Origin of the sequence: Micavibrio sp. TMED2, from assembly GCA_002168225.1 — a bacterium.
Taxonomy (GTDB): Bacteria; Pseudomonadota; Alphaproteobacteria; order TMED2; family TMED2; genus TMED2.
In genome coordinates this window covers 40,706-59,349 of record NHBH01000004.1, presented here as the reverse complement: position 1 = coordinate 59,349, position 18,644 = coordinate 40,706, and the positions used below count along the sequence as shown (strand labels likewise).

Below are 18,644 nucleotides of genomic sequence, written 5' to 3'. Positions count from 1 at the left end.
CATTTTGCCGTCCAGTCCGATGCCTCATCTCGACAACAGGACTCGCACGGATAGCCTCAGAGCGGCAGGAGGGGATCGCCGAGGCGCTTACTGCTAAAGCCGCAATTCGCACACTCCGCGGCATTACGTAGAATGCAGCTCGAAGCGGACGTGCGGCGTCCCAGCGGGTCGCCCCCCTGGCGGGCGGCAGCGGCCGTCAGTTCCGGCCCACAGCAACCATTCGAGCCAATTTCCATGGAGGCCCGGAAACAGTCTGTTGCTGAACTTCAATTAATTATGGACCGTCCTGATCTGTGTCAGTTTCGTCACCCGTTGCAGCATCGAGACTGTCCGGAATTTGGACGTCTTCGTCTGGCTGCTCCCAAGATCCAGCTATTCGTTGCCAGTCCGGCAGAACGCCTTTGTCCCGGAGCCATGTTTCCCAAAATTGCGGATCATCTGATTTTGGCCGCTGCGGTTTTTGCAGGTCGCGGATACGAACGAGAACCGGCGTAGGGACTGCCCAGCCGAGAAGGATCGCCTGCTGCGAAGGGAGAGTGGGAAGTTCGCCGAGCAGCCCGCCCAAAGCGTCCGGAACAAGACGACGGACAAGATTCTGATCGACATCGTTAACGATGCGATGAAGCAAAAAGGAATTACACTGCGCCAAAACGGTCGGCGAGAGTTCGGACGGACGCTGCGAGGCCAGCACCAGCCCAAGACCAAATTTCCGGCCCTCCCTGGCTATCCGCTCAAAAGTCTGTCGGCACAAATCAGCGGCCTGCGCGCTGGCGCCAACGTCCGCGTCCTTGCGCACGAAGCTGTGCGCTTCCTCAAGCACTAGCACAGTCGGAAGGGTCTCGTTCGTTTCCTTAATGTGACGTTGCAGGGCCTCGAATATCAGCCGGGAGATAACGGCTACGGCAACATGCACAACGTCCGAAGGGACCAGTGAGAGATCAAGAATCGCAAGCGGCTCGGTCGCGCCTTCACCGGGACCAAGCAGCGCTGCGAGCCATTCGCTAAGCGATGAGGCACCCTCGGTATCAATGACCGGCCGGAGCCCGGCATCGCCAAGCATGACCTGGACACGGTTTATCAGCGGCTCGACATTGTTCAAAGTTTGCCCGCCCGTTGCCATCGCAACATCATAGATACGGTCGGGAAGCGCCGAAACATCAAACCGGACCGGCGCATCTTCACTGATCTCACCGTGAGTGGCAGCAATTGAGAATGCGTCGGTGATTGTGTGCAGCTCTGCCAGAACAGTTTGGAGGTCGCCGGGCTGAAAGTCGTTGTAGCCGGATGAGTTTGCAGAGGTCCAATGGCGCGATGCGCGTACAGCTTCGACAGGGGCACGAGCAGCTACGATGGCGGCGGTAAGGTCGGCAACATCGTCGCCGTAGGCGGCAAGCGCCGCTTCATCCGATTCAGTCAAGCCAACAAGTCCTTCCAGCAGGGACCCGAAGTCACGGTTGCGCGGAAAGCCGGCAACACTCTGAGGTAGGTCGGCATAGAGTTGTTCGATCTGCCGAACATAACCGGTGTAGCGCCTGATCGCCTGCGCGCGCGCCGTCATCGCTGACGAACCGGCATTGCGCAATTGGCGCAACGCCCTTAGCAATATCGGGCGCTGAACGCCGGGCTGCGCGGACGTGAAGGCCGCCCACTCCTGTCCGTTCCACAGCCAGCCCGGCACTGTCAGCGGGCTCGCGCTGCCTTTGCCGCCAACGGCAAACCGTCTGACAGGCAAGGTGCCGTCATTAAACGCCTGCGAATACTCACCGTTGGGATCGAGAATGATGAACCGGGCATTGGCTGGCTGAGCTTGCTCGCCCTCCTGTACTGCGGCTTGCGCAACCGCCGCTGCGCTTTCAAGAGACCAGCGGACAATACCGGCAACGGAGCAGGACTTGCCGCTGCCGGTGTTGCCAAGGACGGCAAGGTGCCGGCCAAAAAGCTTGTCAGGGTGCACCCATACACGGGCGTTGCCGGCGAAAGGGGCAGAGCCAATCTGGATCAGGCGGTCGTTGGTCTTGGCTTCGACTATGGAACGCAGTTGCGTTGCCGTCGGAAGGAGAACGGGATCGCCAACCGAAGGCAGCACCGGAACGCCGCGTTCCAGGGCATAAAGGGGCTGGCTGTCGCCGTCATTGCCTTCACGCAGCAGAGTGCCGAAAGGAATGGCAATCACAGTCCGGGCAGGAAACGGAAGATCCACAAGGGCCTCGTCGTGCTTTCCAAGACCCGGATTGGCACGAACGATGGAGATTTCTTTGATGACCGCGACTACCGCGCCGGTCTCGTTCGGTATCAGCATATAGGCGTTGATACGCGGAAAGCCGGTAGGCGTGCCGGTATTCAGCGCGGTGGCCTGCGGTGTCTCGTTGAACAGGGCGATGCGCAACTCTTCGGCAGTCACGGTTTCAACGCGGCCTATCGAAAGCGTACCGATGCGTTCAACGATCGTCGTCATGACCCACTACCGTCTTCACTCGGCTCTTTAGCCGTGACCTTGCCGCGCCGCTCCACAAGTTCGCTCATACGGATCGTGAGCGGATCAATGGCCGGTTTGGGCAGATAGTGCTCAACCAGCGTCCGAATATCGCCGAAGTGCTTCCCAACCAGCAGCGTAAGCTGCTGCGGTCTGCCAACACGGGAAACAAAGGATGCAATTCGCTCGTGAGGTTTCTCGCCCCAGGCCAATATCACAAGGTGCGTGGACGGAATGGTGAGCATGTCCGCGATGACCCTGTTGATATGGTCATCGCCAAAACCGTAACCGTAGGTGACGAGCACGTTGTTGGGCTGGCAGATCGAGGACGAGAAATCGCGGAACAAGTCGGCATAGGGATAGGCCGCAGTTTCAACGTCCTTGACCGCATTGGGGTAGATCATCACAGAACTGCGCGGGCTTGCGGGGACAGCCGGGTGCCCTGCATCGGCCCCGAACGGCAGGCCGGTGCGGTACAAGCGCGGCTTGTCATATCGCCAGTCGAGCGAGCCGTGAAGCTTTGTAAGATGTATCACGCCCTCTAGGTGGCGCGGCTCGCCCCGTATTCCCGGCGGCGTGTAGTGCATATCGACATGCAGGCGCGATGACCTGAATTCCGGCTCAAGCGCGCCGGTGAATCGGTCGATGATGCGAAGCCCGGCATAATCGCAGCCGCGCTCAATAAGGCGATCGTAGTTGGTCGTGAAGATGTGCAGCCGCTCCCTCGAAGCGGCCCTGCTGGCAAAACTCATCAGAAACGAAACGAGGATTTCCCTGGCAAGCGGGCCACCGCCGGCGTGTTCGTTATCGATACCGTCGCTGATGCTTTTTTCCGTGGCGAGAACATCCTTGATAAATCCGCCGAGCACGTTATCGATCGCCGTCTCCCAAGCAGCGACATCGGTGTGTTCGAGAATCTGCAAACCGGCAAGGAGGGCGAGCGCCGCCGAAAGCTGGTCCTCGATGTTGGCGCTGCCCCTGCCCATAGCTTCCGCCAGCTTCTTAGCGCGAGCGGCTACCTTGTCTTCCTTCGGGCATCCGCCGAAACCTGAACCGGCCATGCTTGTCGGCATTCCGCCGGCATGGTTGGCTATTCCCGTCGTGAATCCGTTTCCGAGCAGAAGGGAAAGATGCTCGGCCTGAAACACCGCGGACAGCCAAGGCTCGATCCGCCTACGCCATGAACTGGTTTCACTGGCGGGGTCAGTCGGGGTTTCAGTTTCACCTCCGATGTGGACAATGTGGCTGTGGTTCCACTGCATCGAATGGCCCTCAAATATTGGTTGCCTATGATCACTTCATTCGTAGCGCATAAATATCCGAAACAATATGTATCAGCGATCGTTCACGGTTCCAAAGCAGACCTTAGCATAAGTCATAGCGAAACTCCGCTTCCCGCCCATATCGAACAGAAGAAAGGCCGCCTCAAGCGGCGGCCTCGTCTTCTTCGTCGATCATCGGCTGACAACCGTGGAGATAGTCCACGGCGCGCTGTGCGTGGCTCGCGGCCTGGAAGATGAACCGCTTGTCGTTTTTCAGTGCCTTGAGCCAGCTGGCGATATAGGCCGCGTGCTCGTCGCGGGGTTCCGGGGTCAACCCGAGGTCGGCGGCAAGGAACGCAGCCCCGAGTTCGGCCACCAGCTCCTCCTGGGCATAGCCTTCGTCGCCCCACTTCTTGCGCCCGAAGTCCCGGTCGAGGCGAGAGCGGTGCCGGGTCCAGTGCGTGACCTCATGGGCAAGGGTCGCGTAGTAGGCCTCGGGATTTTCGAAGGCTCCGAAGGGCGGCATCTGCACATAGTCGGGTTCGAGCGCGTAGTAGGCGCGGTTGCCGCCGTGCCGGATGTCAGCGCCCGTGGCGGCGAAGAAGGCCTCGGCGGCCTCGTCGCGTTCGATCCCCTCGGGCATCTGCTGGGCGGTCGCGTAGTAGTGCTCGGGCAGACCGTCGATCTGTTCGACGTTGAACACCGTGTAGCCCTTCATGAAGGGGATCGCGACCTCGCGCTCTTGGCCGTTGTCGTCAGTCTCGGTCTTGCGGAGCTTGTCGGCATAGACCACGGTCTCACCTTTGGAGCCCTTGCGGACCTGGCCACCGAGTTGTTGCGCCTGGCGGTAGGTCATCCAGATCGGAGCCATGTAACTGCTGGCGACGCTGGCCGCCCAGAGCAGGATGATGTTCAGACCGCGATAGCCGATGCCGTTGTGGCGGAGGGGTCTTGTGATGCGACCGGCCAGATGTTCGGCGTTCCAGGGCTGGTGCCAGGTGCGGACCCCGGCCTCGAGATCGGCGATGATCTTGTTCGTCACGCGGGTGTAGATGTCGAGTTTCTGTGTCATGTCGTCCTCCGTTGCTTGGGTCCCGTGCGGGACGCGGAGGAAGAGGCAGGCGCCCGTCAGCCGACCGGGCATGGTCAACACGGGAGCGGCAAGGCACGCAGACGCGAAGGAGCGGGCAGGCCATTGCGCGGGCGGCGGCGGCTGCCACGTTCCGCGGACCATTCGCTCGCACGGGTCCATGCAACGGTGACGGCCATGACCAAACGCGATCAGCCGATGATGTGACGGATAGGGATCAGGCGGCGATGAGCTCGAGGCCGTCTTCGGCCAACCAGCCCTGAGGGTCGAACACCGATCGACAGTGATAGGCCACGCCCAAACGGCGCGGCGCGGTCATGCGGCGTTTTAGCACCTGGCGCAGCTTCGCCCGCACCGCCCCGATCTCAGTGACCGAACAGCGCTTGACGGTGCCCCGGGTCCCAATCCGGCCAAAGGTGACATCGACCGTGTATTGCCCGAACAGGTCTTCCGAGACGACGACATGATAGGCCCGCGCGAGGTTGGCCTCCGGCAGTCGAGCTTCGAGGTGACAGGCGAACAGCATCAGCTCTCTCCCGTCACCTGGCTGCGCCCGCCGGGCAGATGCCGGTACAGGGTCGACGGTGCCACGCCGAGACGCTCCGCCACCTGGTTCACGGTGATCTCCGGATCGGCCAGCAACGCCCGCGCATGAGCGAGGTCCTTATCGGACAGTGCCGGTGGCCGCCCGCCAAGCCGCCCACGCGCGCGCGCTGACGCCAGACCCGCCACGGTACGCTCGCGGATAATCGACCGCTCGAACTCGGCCAGGGCCGCGAAGATGTGGAAGACGAGCCGACCGCCCGAGGTGGTGGTATCGATCGCCTCAGTGATTGAACGAAAGCCGACGCCCCGCTCTTCGAGCATCTCGACGGTCTCGATCAGCTGCTTGATGGAGCGCGCCAGACGATCCAGCTTCCAGACCACGAGCGTGTCGCCGTCGCGCATGTACTCGAGCGCTGCCTGAAGTTGCGGACGATCCCGCTGCGCGCCGGAGGCCTTCTCCTCGAATACCTTCTCGCAACCGGCCGCCGTCAGCGCGTCGAGCTGAAGCTCGGGCTTCTGATCCTGGGTGGAGACACGGGCGTAACCGACAAGCACAAAAAATTCCTTCCGAAAACTTATCTTCATAATAGCTTTTCGGAAACTATGTTTCAAGAGATAGTTTTCGGAGGCATCCGCAACAAAGAAAGCCCGCTCGCGGCGGGCTCTCGATCTCTCTCCGAAAAACGGTGGTTTTCGAGAACTATGCTGCCATACGATCAATGATGCTGGCCACATAAGTCGCCTGGCTGTCTTCCATGAAGAAAACATGCATATCTTCCAGCTCCTGAATGGTCTTGCCCCAGTTCAGCCTACCGAAGCGTGTCGGTGTGACGATAAAGCTGTTCAGAATGACGTTCTCGCTGACGAGCCTTGCCTGGATGCCCTTGATGACCTGATGGAACTCAATCTTCTTGTGGCCAGGGCCTTCATGCTGGAGGCCATGAGGCTCGACGAAAGCCAAGTGCTGGCTGCCGTCCTTCACAAGCCATAGAAGGAAGTCGGGATAGAAGTTTCCTGCCTCAAAGAAGCCCACCCCGCGCCCGCGGCTCTCATTGCGAAGCAGGAATAGTTCAATTCCCTCCGCCGCCAGCCTTGCTTGATCCTTTTCGATGAAGAGGCGCAGATCATCCAGGAACTGGAATTCGCTCTCATTCAATGAAACCGGCGCAATCTGGATTTTGCTTCCCTTGGCCGCATGAAGCACGGGCTCGTAGAGATGCGTGCCGAAGATGCAGCCCTTCAAGTCTCCGGCGCGGAGTATCCCCTTCTTTCGAGCGGTGATCTCGCGGGTCAGCGATTGAATGTCATTGATTAGCGCTACTTCGCTGGCATCGACAATTAGCTGGTATTCACCTGCTTCAGGTAGGCTTCCTTCGCCGGCCTCGATCTCACGGAGCTCAAGACGTGGCTCGATAAAGGCCGCCTTGCAGTAGTTGTAGTATTCTTCCGCAAATTTCTGGAGGAGCTCCGCCGCCATTTCCTGCCAGAGTGCGACGTTACCAAAATCCGAGAACTCCATCTTTCCGGAAGGCACGATGACCTTGTACCAGGTCCGGTCAGAAAGCAGCGCCTTGATCATTGGCTTCGAGATATTGAGATTGTGCCAAGTGCGCTCGCGCTTGAACTTCTCAAGCCGGAAGAACAGATCATCGTAATCGAGGAAGGCCAAGTGGCCTTCTGCGAAGACCGTTTCCTCCTTAGCGCCGAGCTTTGTGCCTTTCTTGGATTCGATAGACTGGATGCGGGGATACCAGTCTATCACAACGCCCTTCTGGCGAATCTTGTCCGGCACAAGGGTCAACTCAGGTACAGCGCCGTCTCGTTTGAAATCGTACTCCCGACCGTCGCCACGCTTCTTTCGGGGACGCAGCACCTTCAGCCGCTGCCCAAAGTCGTAGGTAACGGTAAGCGGAACGGTAAACACTTGCTTCTGGTCGTTGCGGGGCAGTTCTTCCTCTTCCAGGAATTTCCGGAAGCGTTCCATGAAGTCCGCTTCGATCCCGAAGACATTCAGGGTCTCGACGTACTGGATGAGCTCCGGTTGGTGGGTGGGGGTGGCGAAGCCGCTGCGCTGGAGCGACCAGTCATGCCCCTTTAGCCGGACGCCGCGCCCGAAAAGCTGGATGATCTGCGCGCCTTCGCTCTTGCCGACATGCATGAGACCAAGGGTGCTGACGCGCCAGCAATCCCAGCCCTCGACAAAGCGTTTGGAACCGATGAGCAGATTGACCGGGGAACTGGACAGGTTGATTTGCCCGAACATCGTCTCGGCAAACTCGGATTCCAGGACCGCGACGTTGTCGAACTCCTGCTCAGCAATATGAGTCGCCAAGCCAGATGCGTCGCCGACGTTGATGAGCCCGAACGGCTTCTCGGCCTGTCCGACGCGTAGCATGATCTCGTTCTCGTCGCCCTTGATCCGGGCAATCGACAACTCACCACCAGCACGGTTCTGAAAGAGCTTTTCTAGGATATCGCGAAACAGGTCGCCGGGCTTCCAACCCTCGCGAAGCATGAGCTGGTGCAAGTAGACAAACCCGCCGGCGAAGATGTCGCCACCGTTCTCGTCGAGCAGGCCGGTTTCCTCTGCGTTGCCTCGGATGATCCGTTCTACCTCGGAGGCCGACGCGGCTTCGTTCTCTAGAAACGCCGCGATGAATTTGATGATTTTTCCAACGTCGGAAACCGTATCATCTACCTTGACTGATACCTCGCCGGTCTTCTTATTCTTTTTCTGTGATACGGCCTTGGTCACGCTGGAGCCGACGAAAACCCAGAGCGGTTTCTCAATGTTGTATGGCGCGTAATTGCTCTGCTTGTCCTCGTACAACTTCAGCTGCTGGTAGAAGCTCAGAAGACATGCAGTCAGGTAGGAAAACTCGAGCTGGGAGAAGGTCCGCGGAAGGTTGAAGATGCGGTAGTCCTTGCCGTAGCCGTCCTCGTAAAAGTACCGGTACGAATAGTCGAACAGGATCGTCTTCGCGTAGGATGCCTCGATATCGGGACGCTTTGCGGCTGTGACAGCCTCCTTCAGCGTCGCCGAATACTCGAAGACGAAACCCTTCTCCGACAGGCGGGCGCGGCTTCGGAACCAGCCTCGCTCCTCCTGGCTTCCCATGCCGCGATGGGCCTCGTCGACGAGCAGCAGGTTCTGATCGCCGAGATTGCGCGTCGCGATGACGTTGGGCCCGTCGGTGTCTCCGAGCTTTGTCACCTCGGTGAAGTCCACCTGACGCAGCCCGTTCTTGCCCGAGGACAGCAGGTCGCCGCTGTCCGTCAGAAGCCGCGAAGCGACGATATTGCTGCCCTTCATCTCGCGCGCGTGCTGCAGGGAAAGTTGCTCGTTCGGAGTGATCAGCACGGTCCGTGTCAGGTCGTGCTTGAGCGGCGACTTCGAGGCGTATTGCCGGAATTGCAGGAAGTTGACGTGCATCAGCAGCGTCTTCCCCGAGCCAGTGGCGTTCTGCAGACAGAGCTTGTTCAGGTCGTCGAGCTCGTAAGGCGTGATCCCCGTCTCGTATCCCTCATCGGTCCAGTACTTGTCGAAGGCATTGACATAGGCGTTCAGCGAATCGAGCAGGGCGGCGCGGTCGGCGAAGAACCGGTCGAGATAGATCTCGGCAAACAGCAGCGAGAGCCACTGATAGTACTTCCAGACGATCGGCCGGTCGCGCTTCTCGTTGATTGCCAGCGTGTGGCTGACGATGTTGTGCTCGTAGCGCAGCAGGTCGGCCCGTGTGATCTCAGTGCCTTCCTGTAGGTGCAGGTCTAACGCCTTGTAGAAGTGATGCAGGTTCTCGGACGTCATGCCCTCCGGCGCATCCTTCACGGTCTTGGCCAGTGGCTGCATGGGGCGAAGGGTGCGCTTGCCGTCCTTGTGGCCCTTCAGTGGATCGAGGCCGAACAGGCTGACGATCCACTGGTTCAGCACCAGCTTGTGGCCGAAGGGGAGCGGCTTGACCTTGGATTTGGGCTTTCTCGCCATCGCTCAGCCCTCCACGTCCCACATCGCCTGGTGGAAGGCTTCCTCGATCAGGCGCACCTTCCAGGTTTCCTCGTCCTTGCGCAGATTGGGCAGGTTGTTGGAGCCGTTCACGTAGATCACGTCGAACTCGGTGTCCTGCGCGGAAAGGCGGTACTTCCGGAACCACTCGTCCAGCATCAGGTTGTCCTGCTCGAGATCGCCGGTCAGCTTGCGCCAGACCACCAGCGCCTTCTCCCGGTCGTTGTGATCGCCGGGGGTGCGCAGTGTGTAGCCCTCGACCTTGCGGAAGCGCCAGGCGCCGTCGTCCGTCTCCTTCAGGCCGCCGTCGAGCATCAGTCGCGTGTTCATGTCCTCCGGCAGCTCGGGATCGACCTCGCGCTTGAAGGCGGCGTCATAGCCGCGCCAGCGGTCCAGATGCTCGACATACAGGCCGATCAGCCAGTTGAACGTCTCGACCAGGTCCACGGCCTTCTCGAAATACTCGTCCGTGCCGGGCTTCTTGATCTTCAGCTTGTAAGCCGTCGGATCGTCGAACCATTCGATGTTCAGAAGCGACGGGCTGCCCTTGGTTTCGAAATCAAGCCAGTAGCGGAGCATGTAGTCGCGCTTAAAGTCGGCGGCGCCACTTTCGGCGCCGGCCTTGGCTCTCAGCGAAAGGTTGTTCAACGTATCTTCGTAGGACTCTACGCGCATGTATTTCAGCGTGTGGCTGACGCCTGCCCGCGAGGTTGGTTTGCCGTCTTTCCATTCATCCGAATAAACTGCTTTACGCACCCTCGGCAGCAGCGTCTCATCGAAATGCATGCCCATTTCCGAGAGTATGTATTTTCTTTTCCCATTGTCCCGCCGATTAAGATTGATAACTGCGTGCGCGGTTGTCCCCGAGCCCCCGAAACCATCAAAACAGGTTCCCGACTTCATGCGCATCCCGGCGACATCAATACAGTCTTCCACCGCATGGATCGACTTTGGGAAATCAAAAGAATTCCGAGCGCCGAACAACTTCTTCAGTTCGGCAGTTCCATACTCAGTCGCAGAGTATTTTTTGTCAGACCAAATCGTGTTTGGAAGAATGCCTTCATCATTCGGGCGGTACTTGTAGTATATATTGAGCTCGCCTTTTCCATTGGGCTTTGGAAATAGCTCCTTCTTTTCGGAGGCAATTCGCTCGAGGCCCCAGCGCCAAACTCTTTCACCTCCGGTGGAATCGATTGGCCAAACCACCTGCTCACCCGAAGCCGGTGGTTCGATGTTCACGTACTGTCTACGATCTTCGTCCCATGTCATTTCAGGTATACGAAGCGCCTCGCCCTGTACGTAGATAGGGAAGTGTCTCCTTGGCCTACTTGCTCTTTCTGATGCCGAGCCCTCACGACGGAAGTTTCGCCACTCAAAAATGCCATCGTCATCTTCTTGATTGAAGCGGGCTGCCTGTTCCTCAGTTCGTCGCATCTTAGCGATTTTCGAGAGCTTTGACTTGCCCGCGAAAATTCCATACTCATGAGATTGAGCAAAACCACGAAGTGTCACGCGCACCGACGGATTGATGCGGATCGTCAACTGCCCGAGAACGTTCTCATCTCCAAATATTTGGCTCACTATGTTCGCAAGTTCTTTCTGCTGGTAGTCATCAACCGTGACACAGAGAATACCGGATTCGGAGAGTAGTTCCTTGGCCAATTCGCAGCGCTCGCGCATCATTGTCATCCACGATGACGATCGATAATTGTTCTTATACAGGATAGGGGCGGCGTCGGTGTTGTATGGAGGATCAAAGTAAGTCGTCTGGATCTCGCGCCGAAATCGCCGAGATATGAGATTTGCAGCCTGCGAATTCTCGGAATGTAGGAGAACTCCGTTCAGTTCACTGTCAAGGAATTCAATTTCCGATAATATGCGTTGCTTAAAATCGTTCGAAAACAGACCTGTGTCGATTGATAGATATTTATTTTCTCTCAAGAATTCCTCGGTCAATGGGGTCGTAAAACCATCGAGAACATCTACTGAGAATAGCTTGACCCAGTCTTCCCTTTGAGCTTCGTTGGCCGCGATCTCCGAGTAAAATTCCTCCGGAACTCGATCGAGCGTGATGCAGTACTGCGTGTCGACGACGAACTTCTTCTTCAGCCATAACCGCTTCTGGAAGTCCTCAAGCTGGGCGAGGAAGTCGATCAGATGCTGGGCGATGCGGCGCAGCACCTTGACCTTGGCCAAGTAAGCTTCCACCCGCGGCGCATCGGCGGACTCGATATCGTCCAGCCGCATGACCTCGTTCTTGATGTAGAAGTCCAGCTCGCGCCGGAGGAACCCGCCCAGATCCTTGTGGATGAAGTAGTCCATCGTGTTCCGGCCCGTGTACTGGGCGAGGTACTTCTCCAGCAGCGTCCGGTCCTTCTCGGCCTCTGTCGGCGCCGGAGTCATCAGCGCGGTCACGTAGTCGTCGGCGCCGTCCAGTGCGGGCAGCAGTGACTTCACCTTGTCCGCCGCCTCTCCGAGGCGCTTCTTGCGCCAGGTGCCTTCCTGGCCGGTCTTCTCGGGATCCGGGCGGTACTGGAAGTGGATCACCAGTTCCGGCTCGCCAGTGTCGCCCACCTCGATCTTCACCGGCTCGGGCTCGTGGATGATGAAGTAGCGTTCGGTCTGCTCGGACGCCTTGACGTTGTTGTGCTCGCCCTCGGACGCCGAGACGATCCGGCAATGGACCTTAAGCGGCTTCTGCTCGAACAGCGCGCCGTGCTTGTCCCTGAACTCCTTCGCCTGCGTCGGATCGAAGGTGAAGTTGGTCAGATACTCGGATGTCTTGATGTAGTACTGGTCGCGGTTGGCCCAGTGCAGATAGACCTCACGCCCGTCATAGGGGACGGCGTAGGGGGCGGCCTTGCCGTCGGTCTCGCGCGCGAAATAGCGGCGGCTCATGAAGTCGCCGTTGTCGTAGTAGCGCTCAAAGAAGCGGTAGAGGTGATCGTAGACGTCGCCTTCGTTGCTGCCGCTGTCCTTCGCCGCGTCCCAGGCCGCCTTGGCTTCCTTCACTTTCGGAGCAGCATCCGGATCGGGTGCGCCGAATTCCTCGGCCTGCTTGCGCGCAGCCTCATAGGCGGCCTTCGCCTGCTCGACCCGGGCGCCGTCCGCTTCCCCGAAGGCGTCGCGGATGATGCCCAGCAGGTCTTCCTCGAGAAACTTCGTCACCTGGCCGGCCTTCGCATGCATGATGCGATAGAAGCCAAAGTCCAAGTCGGGCTGGTCGAGCTGGAACAGCTCCTTCAGCAGGCTGATCAGGCGTTCTCGTTGTTTCTCGACGTTCGGCATGGGCGGGTCTTTCCTGCGTTCTGTTGGCTCACACGACCGCCCAGCGGACGACGAAGAGCTCTTGTTTACTGATGTCCTGTTGGAGGCGGGCTTCCAGGTCCGAGATCATCTGATCACGCTCGTCGATGATCTCGTCCTCCACCTCGAAGATGCGTTGGCGCAGCCGGCGCTTGGATTTCTCCAAGTCCTGAATCTGCGTTTGGATGCGGTGCTGCTGCTCCGGTGATCCGGCGGACCGCGCCTCGCGCTTGAGCTCCAGGATGCGGGCCTTGGCGTCCTTCAGCTCTTTCTCGGCAGCAAAGACTTTGTCCTCGGCCCATTTTTCGAGCTTCTGGCTTTCGTCCGCGAACCATTGGGCGTTCTGACGCTTGAGTGCTTCGATGACGTCCTGTTCGCGTTGCGCCAGGACGGAATCCAGCCGCGCCCGCTCGTTCCCGATCTCGCAATCGGCTTGCCGGCATGGCATCTCGAAAAGGCGGCGGACTATGTCGGGATCGATATCCTGCCCGTCATCCGTTTTGGCCGCGAACAGAATGTGGTCCTGCTCGTCAAAACCAGAGAAGCTGAGGCAGTGGGCGGCGAGGATGCCCGACCGCCCGACCAAAGGTTCGATGCTGACCGCCTTGGCCGGCCATCCGGAATAGTCGAACAGGATCGACCCGCCGTTCAGACCACGGTCGCGCGCCTTGCCGATGACGTGCTGTGCGAGCGGGTGCCCCAAGCGGTATCTGTGCTCACTCAGTCCGTTCTTGGCGATACCGTAACCGCCAATCGGGACATCCAAACCCTCCGGCGCGCGCTTCAGCGTGAAGGTGAGATACTCGTCATCGAAGCGGGCATGCTGGCGTAACTCATGCTGGGTCACTGCCCAGAGCATCCGCTCATACCGGCCGATATATTCCCTGCTCCTGTCCAGGTTGATCTTGAGACGGTCGTGAACCTCCGCGTCGAAATTCTCCAACAGCTTGCGCCGCGTATCTTCCATCGTTTCGGTGATGTTTTCTTCCATCTCCGCCCTGAGCTGCTCGAACTCCGACTCGATTTCGTCGGTCGATCGACAATTCTGGTAGATTGAAACAATGCGCTTCTCGAACTCTACGCCCGATTCAATCGCACCGAGCACTTCATCCGACGCGCCGAAAACGCCGGAAAATAGCTGAAACTTCTCGGCCAGAAGCTCGTAGACCCGCTGGTCGGCAGCGTTGTTCTTGTTGAGGAAGTTGACCACGACGACGTCGAACTTCTGACCATAGCGGTGGCAACGGCCGATACGCTGTTCGATGCGCTGCGGGTTCCACGGCAAATCGTAATTCACGACGATGGAGCAGAATTGCAGATTGATGCCTTCGGCGGCTGCCTCCGTCGCGATCATGATCGACGCGGTCTCGCGGAAGTATTCCACGAGAGCCGCCCGAATGTCGGCGGTGCGGGAACCGGTGACCCGGTCGGTTCCCTTGTGCTTCTCCAGCCATGCCTCGTAGATGGCTTTCGATTGCGGATCAGAGTTCGATCCGTTGAAGAGGACGAGCTTGTCTTGGAAGCCTTGCTCGGACAACAGTCGGACTAGATACTCTTGGGTTCGGCGCGATTCCGTGAAGATGATCGCCTTCTCTGGGCCACCAAGCGCCGCGGTCTTGGCGAAGCCCGCGCGCAGGGCACTCAAGAGCGCCTGGCCCTTGGCGTTTTCCGAGATGGATACGGCTAGGTCGCGAAAGGCGCGAAGATCATCGATTTCCCGCTGGATCGATGCGATATCCTCCGGAGTCAGAAGCTCCGTTTCCTCCTCACCATCCGACCATTCGTCGGCAATCTCATCGAACTCCTCGTAGTCCTCGGCGATTTCTTCTTCGAGCTTTTCCCGCAGCCCTTTGTCATCCTTGAGCTGGCGCTCCAGCTTCCTGGCAAGCGTGTCGAGGGCACCTGCGATAGCAAAGGTCGATGATGCCAGCAGCTTCCGCATGATCAGCGTCATCAGCGTGCGCTGGCTTGACGGCAGCGCTTGCAACGATGGACGGCGCAGATAGTCCGACACCATGTCGTAGAGCGCCTGCTCGGCCTCGGTCGGAACGAACTCCTGCGTGATCGGAATTCGGTTGGTATAGCGAATGTACTCCAACACCTGCCGACGCAAGGTCCGGTGGCAAACCGGTTTCAAGCGCCCCTTAAGATCGTCGAATTGACCGTCGCCGCTTATGCGGGCGTACTGGGCGCGAAAGCTCTTGGCGTCGCCGAAGGCGTAATCGTCGATAAGGCTGACGAGGCCATACAGCTCCATCAGGGAATTCTGGAGCGGCGTCGCTGTAAGCAGAACCTTCGGCACATTAGCCAGCGCTCCCTTGAGAGTGCGGCCGATACGGTTGTCCGGTCGGTAGACGTTTCGGAGCCGATGGGCTTCGTCGATGACCACCAGGTCCCATGGAATGACCATCAGCTCGTCTGCATGGCGGGCGGCGAACTGGAACGAGCAGATCACCAGCTTCTTCTGCTCAAAGGGTCTACGCACTCCATCCTTGGCCATCCTGTTGTAGTTTTTGGCCTCAAGGATCACGGTCGGCAGGAAGAATTTTTCCTCGATCTCCTGCGACCACTGCTTGCGCAGGTTCGCCGGGGTGATGACGAGGATGCGGCGCCTGCCCTCTGTCCATTTCTGTGCCAGGACCAAGCCGGCTTCGATGGTTTTGCCAAGGCCGACCTCGTCCGCGAGGATCGCGCCTTTCGACAGTGGAGACTTGAAGGCAAACAGCGCAGCTTCCACCTGATGGGGGTTCAGGTCCACCTGAGCGTCAAGCAGAGCACTAGCTAGCTTCTCAGAATCTGCAGCCGAGTGCCGTTTCAGTAGTTCATAGGCAAATAGCTTGGCGTGATAGTCTGTAATCAAGTCACGCTCCACGGGTCTATGATCTCGACCCCACATCCCGCAAAGTCTTTGGTATTGTGCGTCGCCACGGCAGCGTTGTGAACGCGCCCGATGGCGGCGATCTGACAGTCGGACTGGCTGATCGGCCGTCCGGCACCACGTCGGTCGGCGGCGATGGTGGCAAAGGCCTCGGCGGCGGCGCTGTCGAAGGGCAGGATGCGGTCCCGAAAATCCTCCCGCAGCATGGCGTCCACGGCGCTAGTTAGGGCATCACGCCGCTCACCGTCCGCAAGGATGGCCACGCCATAGCGCAACTCGGCTTCGCTGAGTACGGTCAGATAGACCTGACCCCCGTCCTGGGCTGCAAGCCATGCTTCGACTTTTGGCTCGGGTGCCGGGCGCAACAGCTCTGAGATGATGTTGGTGTCGAGGATGATCATGGCTGGTTAGTCGAAACTCGGCGGCGCGCGCATGGCGTCGCGGGCCGGGATGTCGAGCTCGGCGCCGCCAAGAGCGGCAAAACGTGAGCGGATGGCGGCGGCAAGGTTGTTGGGCGGGGTCGTCTCTCCGACGACCTGACGCAGGATTTCCCGTGCTTCCTCTTCCATGGACCGGCCATGCTCAGCCGCGCGCACGCGCAACCGGCGCTTGATGCCGTCATCGAGGTTTCGGATGGTAATGCTGGCCACGGCTCATCACTCCATTTCGATTTGTGCGAGTAAATTGCCAAAGGCCTGTTTGACGTAATCGGGGCCAAGCGGTCCCTTCTTCTCGACCAGACCTTGTTCGAGCGGCTCGCCGAAGACGAGCGCGGGAAAGGCACTGGGGTTTCCTCGCTCGATCATCGCCAGCCAGAAGTAATCATCGGCCACGATGTAGCTGTCGCCTTTTGCGTACAGCCATGGCTGGTGATGCTTCCCAGCCCGCCAGTCTTCCATCATCTGTTTCAGAACTTCTTGGCCGACTTCGGTCCGTTCAGGGCGGTGCGAGTCGAACGCGCGTTTGAGGGTCACCTTGTCGGTTTCGAGAGCCACCCCGTAGACGGGGGTTCGACCCTCAGCGGCCCGCATCACAAACGCCAAGAAGAGCACATCTTCGGGCGGCGCGAACTCTTGCTGATCTATCGCCATGCGATGACATCCTTGCCCCTCGGAAAAGGAGGTTCGTTGCTGTCGGTGACGACCTTCTACACGCCGTCGCTCAACTGTTCGCACCCAACGTAAGCAATGATTGCGTTGCAATCCAGCCTAAACCGTCACCGCCTCGGGTGCTGCTCCTGATCGGGCTCGTCACGGCTAGTCGAAGCTCGGCGGGGAGCGCATGGGCTCCCGTGACGGCAGCTCGAGTCCAGCGCCGCCAATACCAGCCACCCGCGCTCGGATTGCCGCCGCCAAGTTCGATGGCGGTGTGGTCGCCTCGATAGCGGCGCGGAGGATCGCGCGCGCTTCCTCTTCCATGGAATGGCCGTGCTCGGCCGCGCGCACCCGCAGGCGGTGCTTCAAGCTGTCATCGATATTGCGGATCGTGATGCTGGCCACCCGGTGCCTCCACGTCAGAAAAGTGCTGCCTTACTGATCAATGATTGCAGTGCAATCAAGTTGTTCCCGCCTCAGCGACCAAGATTGTGCCCGCGGCCCTCGCCACGGGCGCGCTCATCGTCATCCTCGCGCTGTTCTGGTGGCGGCTTCTCACGGTCATGGGGGCGATCAATCGAGCGCCCTTGTGTCGGTTCGGTCTGCATCTGCTCGTGAATTCGCTTCGCCTCTACGCGGAACAGCAGCTTCTCCTGTTCGAACCGGCGCTTCAGATCGGTCTCCTGACGCTGGCGCTGCGTTGACTGCCGCTCCTCCAGCTTCTCCCACTCGTGCTGGTCACGATCCATCCGGCGGCGTTTGGCGCGGGCAAGCTCGGCTTCAATCTTGGCCTTCTTGCCGACGATCCGTAGGAACATACCGCGCAGACCCTTGGGACGGCGACGCTCATCGGCGGCATGTTCTTCGGCGGCACGCTGTGCCTGCCGTTTGGACAGGGCATCGCGCTCGCGGCGATCAGCTTCTTTCAGGCGATCGGTGGCCTCACGGGCCTCTTTCGCCTGACGGCGCTTGATGACGTCCCAGGCACGGCCGATCTCCTTCTTGAAATTGTCGTTCGCGTTGTCTTCCCGCAGCCGGATGTCGTTGCGCGTGCGGATTTCCTGATTGTGCCGGACCCGGCTCTTGCCGCCGTCGATCTCGGGCCAACGGATTTCACGGCCGTTCTCGTCATGGCGCACCTGGCTCGGCGGTACCTTGTTCTCGCGCTCGAGCTCGTTGGCTTTCGGGCCGATGTGAACGCCGGGCTCCCGGTCGATGCCCTGGGCTTCCAGCGAGCGACGATCGATGCGCGTGTCGTGCCCTGCCCGCTCCAGTGCCTGATTGGCTTTCAGCTCCCACACCTGCCGCAGCCATGCCGTGCCGTTCGGTTCGAGGCCGGCCTTCTCGCGGTCGCGGGCACTGTCGGAAAGCCGCAATACCCGCTTGCCGGACTCGATGTCACGATCCCTGAAGATGAAATGCGCGTGCGGGTTCTGAGCGTCCTTGCCCATGTCGTGCATGGCGGCAACCCAGGGCGTCCGGTTGCCGGTGACGGCTTGCCCGAACTCCCGGATCAGCTCGGCACGCTGAACGGCATCGAGCTCGCGCGGCAGTGCGACCATGACCTTGTCGATGACGCGCGCATTTTTTCGGGAAGCCTGCTCCTGCTCGTCCATCCAGGACATGGCAGGTCCCATACGATCGGGCATCTGGTGCGCGATGATCTCGGAGGCGGCACGCGGGCGCATGATGTACTGCACATGTGCCGATGCCGTGCCCGGCGCATGGGTCGCCCGGCCAACGGATTTGTGGTTGAGCGAGTAGATCGCCACGACCGTTCCTGCCTCCGCCTGACAGCATACCATCGTATGCCAGCGCCAGATAGAGAGGTCCGGAGACGTGTCTGGCGCACCCTGTCTCCGGTCGTCTGCCGGTACGAAAACCGGCGCGGGTTTCCAAAGGGGCAAGGCTCCTTTGGTGCTGGTCCAGCGCGGCATGGCGCTGGCCGTGGGGGTTCAGGGGGTGGCGCGGAAGCCCCTCCCTGGCCGGTTC

At 59.6% G+C, this 18,644-nt stretch carries 12 protein-coding genes and 1 pseudogene; all 13 read right to left on the bottom strand.

What is annotated here, in order from left to right:
- Positions 1 to 274 precede the first annotated feature (274 nt).
- Entirely contained in the window at positions 275 to 2,455 is a 2,181-nt protein-coding gene (locus CBB62_10300) for a hypothetical protein (GenBank protein ID OUT40367.1), read from the bottom strand.
- A complete protein-coding gene (locus CBB62_10295; GenBank protein ID OUT40366.1) occupies positions 2,452 to 3,735 on the bottom strand; it encodes a fibronectin-binding protein (FBP) in 1,284 nt (427 codons plus the stop codon). The genes CBB62_10300 and CBB62_10295 overlap by 4 nt, the downstream gene beginning before the upstream one ends.
- Before the next feature lie 163 nt (positions 3,736 to 3,898).
- Positions 3,899 to 4,807, bottom strand: coding sequence for an antirestriction protein (locus tag CBB62_10290; GenBank protein ID OUT40365.1), 909 nt, complete (start codon positions 4,805 to 4,807; stop codon positions 3,899 to 3,901).
- A gap of 304 nt (positions 4,808 to 5,111) precedes the next feature.
- Positions 5,112 to 5,351: pseudogene (locus tag CBB62_10285) on the bottom strand (hypothetical protein).
- Positions 5,351 to 5,926 (bottom strand): recombinase, encoded by a 576-nt coding sequence (locus CBB62_10280; GenBank protein OUT40374.1) that lies wholly within the window; start codon positions 5,924 to 5,926, stop codon positions 5,351 to 5,353. Before CBB62_10280 ends, CBB62_10285 begins: the two are co-directional and overlap by 1 nt.
- Positions 5,927 to 6,071: 145 nt before the next feature.
- Positions 6,072 to 9,356: a restriction endonuclease subunit R gene (locus tag CBB62_10275; GenBank protein OUT40364.1), complete on the bottom strand. Its 3,285-nt coding sequence runs from the start codon at positions 9,354 to 9,356 to the stop codon at positions 6,072 to 6,074.
- Between the two features lie 3 nt (positions 9,357 to 9,359).
- Positions 9,360 to 12,662 carry a DNA methyltransferase gene (locus CBB62_10270; protein OUT40363.1) on the bottom strand — a complete coding sequence of 1,101 codons (3,303 nt, stop codon included), beginning with the start codon at positions 12,660 to 12,662 and terminating at the stop codon, positions 9,360 to 9,362.
- Positions 12,663 to 12,690: 28 nt separating this feature from the next.
- A complete protein-coding gene (locus CBB62_10265; GenBank protein ID OUT40362.1) occupies positions 12,691 to 15,540 on the bottom strand; it encodes a DEAD/DEAH box helicase in 2,850 nt (949 codons plus the stop codon).
- Positions 15,537 to 15,959: a VapC toxin family PIN domain ribonuclease gene (locus tag CBB62_10260; GenBank protein OUT40361.1), complete on the bottom strand. Its 423-nt coding sequence runs from the start codon at positions 15,957 to 15,959 to the stop codon at positions 15,537 to 15,539. Before CBB62_10260 ends, CBB62_10265 begins: the two co-directional genes overlap by 4 nt.
- A gap of 6 nt (positions 15,960 to 15,965) precedes the next feature.
- Positions 15,966 to 16,208, bottom strand: coding sequence for a plasmid stabilization protein (locus CBB62_10255; GenBank protein OUT40360.1), 243 nt, complete (start codon positions 16,206 to 16,208; stop codon positions 15,966 to 15,968).
- 6 nt (positions 16,209 to 16,214) lie between these two features.
- Complete coding sequence (locus CBB62_10250; protein ID OUT40359.1) at positions 16,215 to 16,649, bottom strand: hypothetical protein; 435 nt, start codon at positions 16,647 to 16,649, stop codon at positions 16,215 to 16,217.
- Positions 16,650 to 16,814: 165 nt separating this feature from the next.
- Positions 16,815 to 17,057: a plasmid stabilization protein gene (locus CBB62_10245; protein OUT40358.1), complete on the bottom strand. Its 243-nt coding sequence runs from the start codon at positions 17,055 to 17,057 to the stop codon at positions 16,815 to 16,817.
- A gap of 71 nt (positions 17,058 to 17,128) precedes the next feature.
- Positions 17,129 to 18,589 (bottom strand): hypothetical protein, encoded by a 1,461-nt coding sequence (locus CBB62_10240; GenBank protein ID OUT40357.1) that lies wholly within the window; start codon positions 18,587 to 18,589, stop codon positions 17,129 to 17,131.
- Between the last annotated feature and the right edge of the window lie 55 nt (positions 18,590 to 18,644).

Coding starts and splice junctions, on each gene's coding strand:
- CBB62_10250 (OUT40359.1), bottom strand. CDS start 16,649: ATGGCGATAGATCAGCAAGAGTTCGCGCCGCCCGAAGATGTGCTCTTC.
- CBB62_10260 (OUT40361.1), bottom strand. CDS start 15,959: ATGATCATCCTCGACACCAACATCATCTCAGAGCTGTTGCGCCCGGCA.
- CBB62_10300 (OUT40367.1), bottom strand. CDS start 2,455: ATGACGACGATCGTTGAACGCATCGGTACGCTTTCGATAGGCCGCGTT.
- CBB62_10270 (OUT40363.1), bottom strand. CDS start 12,662: ATGCCGAACGTCGAGAAACAACGAGAACGCCTGATCAGCCTGCTGAAG.
- CBB62_10275 (OUT40364.1), bottom strand. CDS start 9,356: ATGGCGAGAAAGCCCAAATCCAAGGTCAAGCCGCTCCCCTTCGGCCAC.
- CBB62_10295 (OUT40366.1), bottom strand. CDS start 3,735: ATGCAGTGGAACCACAGCCACATTGTCCACATCGGAGGTGAAACTGAA.
- CBB62_10240 (OUT40357.1), bottom strand. CDS start 18,589: ATGCCGCGCTGGACCAGCACCAAAGGAGCCTTGCCCCTTTGGAAACCC.
- CBB62_10290 (OUT40365.1), bottom strand. CDS start 4,807: ATGACACAGAAACTCGACATCTACACCCGCGTGACGAACAAGATCATC.